This window comes from Dehalococcoidales bacterium (assembly GCA_035529395.1).
Lineage (GTDB): Bacteria > Chloroflexota > Dehalococcoidia > Dehalococcoidales > Fen-1064 > DUES01.
In genome coordinates this window covers 1-7,385 of sequence record DATKWT010000141.1, presented here as the reverse complement: position 1 = coordinate 7,385, position 7,385 = coordinate 1, and the positions used below count along the sequence as shown (strand labels likewise).

Below are 7,385 nucleotides of genomic sequence, written 5' to 3'. Positions count from 1 at the left end.
CAAGTAGCCCCCATGTCATTGCGAGCTGGGGCTCTGAGCGAAGCGAAGAGACACCGAAGCAATCTCAGACTCAGGAAACCCTCCCCCTTGGTCCCCCTCCCTTTGCCAAAGGGAGGGGGAGATAGATGTGAGAGAGGCTACACCTCCCCAGGACTCTCCACTTTCTCTTACCTGCGGTAGCCGTCCCCTTTTCTCCTTTTGGGGTGTCCAGAGGGGGCGCCTCTCAGAAGAGGCGAAACCCCTTTGGAACGGGGGTGCAAGGGGGTGTCCCCCTTTATTCCTGCTGCCCCTCAACAGGGGAAGGAGAAGAAACCAGAGAGGCTGCGCCTTCCCAGGACTCTCCACTTTCTCTTACCTGCGGTAGCCGTCCCCTTTTCCCCTTTTGGGGTATCCAGAGGAGTGCAACCACTTTGGAACGGGGGTCCAAGGGGGTGTCCCCCTTGATTCGTCTCCACCTCAACAGAAGAAATGGAGAAACCAGAGAAGCTGTACCTTTTCGGAGACTCCCCTACACTATCCTCGCCCTCTTCTCATGCCACTCAGTCGCCTGCTGGTAGGTATGGGCAATTCTGAGGATGGTCTCCTCGGCGAATGGTTTGGCGATTATCTGCATCCCTATCGGCAGACCGTCGGCAAAGCCGGCCGGAATCGAGATTGCGGGCAGGCCGGCAATGTTAATCGGCAGGGTACAGACATCCGAAAGGTACATCTGCACCGGGTCGTCCAGCTTCTCTCCCATCGTGAACGGCACCGTGGGCGACGTGGGTGTCACCAGGGCATCGAACTTTTCGAAGGCTTCATCGAACTCCCGCCGTATCAGGGTACGCACCTTCTGTGCTTTCAGGTAGTAAGCATCATAATAGCCAGCGGACAAGGCGTAGGTACCGAGCATGATGCGCCGCTTGACCTCGGCCCCGAAGCCGAACTGTCGCGTCTTCTCCATCGTATCCCACATGCTTTCCCCACCCTGATAGCGAAAGCCGTACGTGGTGCCATCGTAGCGGGCCAGGTTCGCCGAGGCCTCGGAGGGGGCAATAACATAGTACACTGCCAGGGCATGACGGGTGTGCGGCAGAGAGACCTCCCAGTCTATGCTGGCACCCAGTTTCTCAAGCTGGCCGATTGCCGCCCTTATCGCGTCCTCGACCTCCGGCTGCATCCCCTCGACGAAGTACTCCTTCGGAATACCAATTTTCAGCCCCTTCACGTCCCCGTTGAGGCACTGTGTATAGTCCGGAACAGGCTCAGGGACGGAGGTGGAGTCCCGGTTATCGTGGCCGGCGATGGCGTTCATCACCAGGGCGCAGTCGGTAACATCCTGTGTCAGCGGGCCAATCTGGTCCAGCGAACTGGCAAACGCTACCAGGCCGTAGCGGCTCACACGGCCGTAGGTAGGCTTCAGCCCGGTGACGCTGCAGAAACCGGCCGGCTGGCGGATACTGCCCCCGGTATCCGAGCCAAGTGCAAAGATAGCTTCACCGGCAGCCACAGCGGCGGCAGAGCCTCCGCTGCTTCCCCCCGGTACGCGGGACAGGTCCCAGGGGTTATGAGTGGGGAAAAGGGCAGAATGCTCCGTTGACGAGCCCATGGCAAATTCGTCCATATTGGCCTTGCCGATGATTACCGCCCCCGCCTCTTCGAGTTTGTCAACTACGGTCGCGTTATATGGTGGAACGAAACTTTGAAGCATTTTCGAGGAGCAGGTGGTACGGACTCCTCTGGTGCACATATTGTCCTTGACCAGCACCGGGATACCGGTGAGTGGACCGGCATCACCGGCAGCAATGCGCTTATCCGCCTCCTCCGCCTGCCGGAGGGCAAGCTCCTCGGTGACAGTCACCACGGCACCGACCCTCTCGTCGAGATAGCGTATGCGGTCAAGACAAGCCCTGGTCAGCTCTACCGAGGAGAACCTTCTTTCCTCGAGTAGACGGTGTGCTTCGTGAATCGTCAGATGGTCACGGTCGGTAGTCAACTTCAGGCCCCTCCCCGTTAGTCTCTTTCCAGTCTTTCTTCCGCTTCGACAACATTGTAACCAACGGTAAGGTACTCCGGGAAGAGACCTTTCCGGTACAATTGGCCGACAGCCATTACTCGAGGACGGCCCGGACCCTGAAGGAGTCGTCTTCCTTCTGGGGCGCATTGGCCAATATCTCCTCCTGCGTGAAGGAGGCACATTCCTCGTCCTTCCTGAGCACGTTGCTCAGGTTGATGGACTGTGCCGTCGGTGGAACATCGTTCGTTTCTACCGTCTGCAGTACCTCGAAGTTCTCCAATATGTTGGAGAGTTGCTCCCTGGCCGTCTCAACATCTTCGTCGCTCAGTCCCAGACGCGCCAACCTGGCAATATGCAGTACTTCTTCGCGGGAAAGCTTCATTGCCTGCCTCGTATCTCTATGCTGTACAATTACGCTTGACCTGTAAACGCTGGTCAAGTACGCTAGGCCAACAAGCACTGGTCTAGTATAGCACCGGGATTTTGCCGTCTGCAATACAGGCGGCGTCTGCAATGCAGGCGGTACCCTCAATGCAGACTCACTTCCGACATATCACTCCGCACCCTGCTATAATGGAGTCTGGAGAAGACAAGAGAATAGCCGGAGACTGGCCATTCTTGTCATCCCGCAGAAGAAGGATAATGGATAGCGCAGTAAGAAGTCTCCTTATCTGGAGGATTTTCACCAGCCTGTTGGAAGAGGCAGCCCTGGTCGCTATTGTTCTCTGGGGGCTTCCGCAGATAAATGTCGCTCTTGAGGTATGGATACTGGTGCCGACATCGATTGCCCTGGGCATCTGGAACGTGTACACCTACCGTCAGGCAAGGCAGGCCCTGAGTGTGAAGCCCGTAGCTGGCCTGGCGGATATGATTGGCCTACAGGGCGAAGTGATAGGACGGTTGAATCCTTCCGGACAGGTGAAGATACGGGGTGAAATCTGGACCGCGGAGGCGGAGAGTGGTGAGATGAAGCCCGGCAAGAAGGTGGTCGTCATCGGGCAGAAAGGACTGAGGTTAACCGTGCGTGAGACCGACCAGGACGAATCGACCGGCATAGAATAGCACACGGGCCAGCGGACTCCTGAGCGTTGACAGCCCTCGGGCATGAACGTAGAATAGCATCATCCGCACCACCGTAATAAAACAAGTACGCGAGATAGGAGGATTTTATGAATGCCAGGGAGATAATCATTGCCTCTCTGAACCAGAGCCAGGGCTACCTTGACCGGTCACTGGAGGGATTGACTCAGGAGGATGCCGCCTGGCGGCCGACCGATGAGTGCAACTCGATCGCCTTCATCCTGTGGCACTTCGCCCAGGTGGAAGACTTCTTCGTTAACCGGGTCATCCGGCAAAAGCCCAGGCTTTACGACGAAGGCTGGGCCGGCAAGCTGGGCACCCCTGCCGACGAGTCCGGCTACGGTTATACTGCAGAGCAGTTACGGGCGTGGCCGGTACCCGAACTGGATGTACTCCGTGCCTATGCTGGTGCCGTGCGCAAGAATACCCTCGAATTCCTCGAACAACTCCCTGCCGAGAAGATGCTGGAACTGGCACGGCCCGACCGCCCACCGGATACAATCGGCGGTGTAATGAGCCGGATTGCCACCGAGATAGCCTTGCACGTGGGGCAGATAGACTATCTGCGCGGACAGCGCTGCGGCTTCGTGGACGCCCCGGCTCACTAGTCCCACCGTTGCCTCGTTCACACGCGTCGCCAGCCCCGGCACCCGCCGGACCCCTGGTGGACTTATAATTATGTATGAGCCAAGGTTTTACCGACTATGGTCGGTCGACAAAGACCTGGTTTCCTTCAATGTGGTCGTGAAGGAGACCGACCTGTACATACGGGCAAAACGTGACCTGACAGAGAAGGCACACGAGGTTGTCGTTCAGCAGCGAGGCTTCCTCGAGGACTATATCCGGCACCATCCCGGATTTGCCACTGCCATGGAGCCATTCCCCGTGGAGAACGAGGCCCCCGACATAGTCAGGGAAATGGCGGAGGCGGCGGAGAAGGTGGGTGTCGGCCCGATGGCGGCTGTAGCCGGAGCCATCGCCGAGCGCGTCGGCAGGGAGCTACTCAAGCTCTCTCCGGAGGTACTTGTCGAAAACGGAGGGGACATTTTCCTCAAGAACCTGAAAAAGAGACGGGTGGGCATCCACACGGGAAAGCCGCCTTTCGACGGCCGGGTCGCTCTTGAGATACGGGCGGGCGAGACCCCGCTGGGCGTCTGCACTTCCTCCGGGACCGTGGGGCATTCCCTCAGTCTCGGCAGTGCCGATGCGGTAATCGTGCTGGCTCCCAGTACCGCTCTCGCCGACGCCGCGGCAACGGCGATAGGTAACCGTGTCAGGGAAGAAGCCGATATTGACCGTAGCCTGGCATTCGCACAAGAGATCGAAGGACTGAGAGGCGTAGCCATCATCAGGAACGACAGGATGGCGCTCTGGGGCAAGATAAGGCTGGTACGGACGTGACGAGAGTCGTGGTTGCCATGAGCGGCGGGGTGGACTCCTCGGTGGCAGCGGCCATCCTCCAGGAGGAAGGCCACGAGGTCATCGGGATAACTATGCAGGTCCATCCGGCCAACGAACCGACCGGGGAAACGGAGAAGTCTGGCGGCTGTTGCGGGGCTGATGCCGCGGCCGATACCGTGACCGATGCCCGGCGGGTAGCCCACAGACTGGGCATTCCCCACTACGTGGCCGACTTCAGAGACATATTTATCCGAGAGGTGATTACCGATTTCTGCCGTGAGTACAGCCTCGGCCGGACCCCGAACCCGTGTATCCGGTGCAATCGGTTCGTCAAGTTCGAGGCCCTTCGGAGAAGGGCACAGGAGCTTGGCGCCGACATGGTGGCCACCGGCCACTACGCCAGAATAGACAGGAGCAGCGGCAGGTACCTTCTCAAGAAGGGCGCTGACAGCAGCAAGGACCAGGCCTACGTGCTCTACATGATGAACCAGGAACAGCTTGGCCACACCCTGTTCCCCCTCGGAGAACTGACCAAGCAGGAGGTACGTCGTATCGCGGAAAGACTCGAGTTATCTGTCGCCGCCCGGCCGGAAAGCCAGGATATCTGCTTCATTCCGGATAATGACTATGCCAGGTTCGTTAGAGAGTACACCGGTGTCGACGCCGGGCCCGGGCCAGTACTGGACCGGGAGGGGAACATCCTCGGTGAGCACCGCGGCATTACCTCCTATACCGTAGGACAGCGCAAGGGACTGGGGATATCAAGTCGGGCACCGCTCTACGTGGTTACCATTGACAGGGAGAAAAACACTGTTACCGTCGGCGGTAAGGAAGAGGTCTACGCCACCGGGCTTGTCGCTTCGGCATTGAACTGGGTATCCGTGAAGAGACCGGAGAAACCGCTAACCGTCCGTGCGAAGATACGCTATCTTCACCAGGAGGCCGAAGCCGTTGTGACCCCCTCTGGTGAGGATGAAGTGCGGGTGGTATTCCGGGAGCCGCAGATGGCGATAACGCCAGGCCAGGCAATCGTCTTCTACGATGGCGATACCGTGGTTGGCGGCGGGACAATCGTCCGGGTAGTGCACGAATCCGCATTGTAACGGTGTGTGAAGTCCACAGGCAGGCACTGATTAGGGTATAATGAGATAAAGGGCAGGGTTGGCCAGCAGAAGACCATAAACACGGCCTTCGAGGGAGAGAAGAGTGAGCAAAGTGATTGCCGTCTGCCGGAGTGACACCACAGGCACCAGGAAGGACGTAGTCGACGAGGTTATCCTGCACGATAACTACGGCATCGAGAATGACGCCCACGCGGACAGTGCCTGGCACCGTCAGGTCAGCCTTCTGGCAACTGAAAGTATTGAGAAGATGCGTGATATGGGGCTGGATGTAGGCCCCGGTGATTTCGCTGAAAACCTTACCACCGAAGGGATAGAGCTATTCACACTGCCGATAGGTACTTTTCTGGGAGTGGGTGATGGCGTCACGCTTGAGGTGACCCAAATCGGTAAGGAATGCCACACCGGATGCGCCATTCTCCGGCAGACCGGAAAGTGTATAATGCCCAGGGAAGGCGTCTTTGCCCGGGTAGTCCACGGCGGCACCGTCCGTGCCGGCGCTGATATCAAGCGGGTCGAAGAGGAGTAAGCTCCCGGAAACCACGGGAGACATTGTACGGATGAGTGGAGACCAGGCAAAGATGCAGAATAGAGACGCCGACCTTGTCGAGCAACTTAACCGCCTCAAGAAAGAGCGAAACGCCATTATCCTGGTCCACAACTACCAGAGGGTTGAGGTGCAGGATATCGGCGACTTCGTCGGTGATTCCCTGGAACTCAGCCAGAAGGCCGCCGGGACGGACGCCGACGTAATCGTTTTCTGCGGAGTACAATTCATGGCGGAAACTGCCGCCATTCTTTGCCCGGATAGAACGGTCCTCCTGCCGGACGCCCATGCCGGTTGCCCGATGGCGGACATGATTACGGCGGAAAAGCTCAGGGAAAAGAAAAGAGAGTTCCCCGGAGCTACCGTTGTCTGCTACGTGAACTCCGGCGCTGATGTCAAGGCGGAATCGGACATCTGTTGCACCTCGGCCAACGCCGTGAAGGTGATTGAAAGCCTGGATTCCAACGAGATACTGTTTGTCCCGGACCAGTACCTGGGTCACTATGCCTCTACTCAGACGGAGAAGAAAATACACCTGTGGCCCGGCTACTGCCCGACTCATATCCGCATACGCCGCGAGGACATCATTCAGAAGAAGAAGGAGCACCCGCAGGCAAAGGTCGTGGTCCACCCGGAGTGCCGGCCCGAGGTCATTGAGATGGCGGATGCCGTTCTCAGCACCGGTGGAATCTGCCGGTACGCCGCCCGGCCCGATGTCCGGGAGTTAATTGTCGGGACCGAGGTCGGCATAATCCACCGCCTGCAGCAGGAGAACCCCGATACGAAGTTCATCCCCGCGTCCGAGCGCGCGGTCTGCCCCAACATGAAGCTCATCACCCTGGAGAAGGTGCTCTGGTCGCTCAAGGAGATGACGCCCCGGGTGACCGTACCGGAACCAGTTCGCATCAGGGCACTACAGGCTGTGAACCGGATGCTGGCGACGGTATAACCGGGGACAGTTTCAGGCAGGCGGAAGCAGCAGAATCTGAATGTTACGCGGATTTGTGCAACCAGGTACTAGTCAGTAATCCTGGCAGTAATCCCGGCCAGCTCCCAGCAGTACTCGTAAAGGTGCAGTCCTTTGCTCATGGCAACCAGCTCACCGTCGGCAACACCTATCTCGCTGGCCATGTACTCCTTGAGCAGCTGGAGAGCGGCAAGGTTGGAGGGGAAACCGGCCCAGAGGTCCCAGGAACGAAAATAGACCACAAAGCACAGCCGGCCATCACGGATTCTGGTA

Annotated in this window: 9 protein-coding genes; 6 read left to right on the top strand and 3 right to left on the bottom strand. The window is 58.4% G+C overall.

Translation table 11 applies throughout. From position 1 onward, the window contains the following. Window positions 1-508: 508 nt before the first annotated feature. Window positions 509-1,975: an Asp-tRNA(Asn)/Glu-tRNA(Gln) amidotransferase subunit GatA gene (gatA, locus tag VMW13_09265; protein ID HUV45003.1), complete on the bottom strand. Its 1,467-nt coding sequence runs from the start codon at window positions 1,973-1,975 to the stop codon at window positions 509-511. A 115-nt stretch (window positions 1,976-2,090) separates the two neighbouring features. Next, entirely contained in the window at window positions 2,091-2,378 is a 288-nt protein-coding gene (gene gatC / locus VMW13_09260; GenBank protein ID HUV45002.1) for an Asp-tRNA(Asn)/Glu-tRNA(Gln) amidotransferase subunit GatC, read from the bottom strand. 260 nt (window positions 2,379-2,638) lie between these two features. On the opposite strand from gatC, the gene VMW13_09255 reads away from it, so the two are divergent. The 6 genes from VMW13_09255 (at window position 2,639) to nadA (ending at window position 7,094) form a co-directional block, all read left to right on the top strand. Next, complete coding sequence (locus VMW13_09255; protein ID HUV45001.1) at window positions 2,639-3,058, top strand: NfeD family protein; 420 nt, start codon at window positions 2,639-2,641, stop codon at window positions 3,056-3,058. 107 nt (window positions 3,059-3,165) lie between these two features. After that, entirely contained in the window at window positions 3,166-3,684 is a 519-nt protein-coding gene (locus VMW13_09250) for a DinB family protein (GenBank protein ID HUV45000.1), read from the top strand. A gap of 70 nt (window positions 3,685-3,754) precedes the next feature. Beyond that, window positions 3,755-4,477 carry a UPF0280 family protein gene (locus VMW13_09245; protein ID HUV44999.1) on the top strand — a complete coding sequence of 241 codons (723 nt, stop codon included), beginning with the start codon at window positions 3,755-3,757 and terminating at the stop codon, window positions 4,475-4,477. Continuing rightward, window positions 4,474-5,580: a tRNA 2-thiouridine(34) synthase MnmA gene (gene mnmA / locus VMW13_09240; GenBank protein HUV44998.1), complete on the top strand. Its 1,107-nt coding sequence runs from the start codon at window positions 4,474-4,476 to the stop codon at window positions 5,578-5,580. Before VMW13_09245 ends, mnmA begins: the two co-directional genes overlap by 4 nt. A 103-nt stretch (window positions 5,581-5,683) precedes the next feature. Then, a complete protein-coding gene (locus tag VMW13_09235; GenBank protein ID HUV44997.1) occupies window positions 5,684-6,127 on the top strand; it encodes an MOSC domain-containing protein in 444 nt (147 codons plus the stop codon). Window positions 6,128-6,179: 52 nt separating this feature from the next. Beyond that, a complete protein-coding gene (gene nadA, locus VMW13_09230) occupies window positions 6,180-7,094 on the top strand; it encodes a quinolinate synthase NadA (protein ID HUV44996.1) in 915 nt (304 codons plus the stop codon). A 68-nt stretch (window positions 7,095-7,162) separates the two neighbouring features. On the opposite strand, the gene VMW13_09225 is transcribed toward nadA, so the two are convergent. Continuing rightward, on the bottom strand, window positions 7,163-7,385 hold a 223-nt coding region (locus VMW13_09225; GenBank protein HUV44995.1), incomplete at its 5' end, for a thymidylate synthase.

Bases quoted from the DNA above. Each gene is read 5' to 3' on its own strand.
- gatC (HUV45002.1), bottom strand. From the start codon at position 2,378: ATGAAGCTTTCCCGCGAAGAAGTACTGCATATTGCCAGGTTGGCGCGT.
- VMW13_09255 (HUV45001.1), top strand. From the start codon at position 2,639: ATGGATAGCGCAGTAAGAAGTCTCCTTATCTGGAGGATTTTCACCAGC.
- VMW13_09250 (HUV45000.1), top strand. From the start codon at position 3,166: ATGAATGCCAGGGAGATAATCATTGCCTCTCTGAACCAGAGCCAGGGC.
- VMW13_09245 (HUV44999.1), top strand. From the start codon at position 3,755: ATGTATGAGCCAAGGTTTTACCGACTATGGTCGGTCGACAAAGACCTG.
- nadA (HUV44996.1), top strand. From the start codon at position 6,180: ATGCAGAATAGAGACGCCGACCTTGTCGAGCAACTTAACCGCCTCAAG.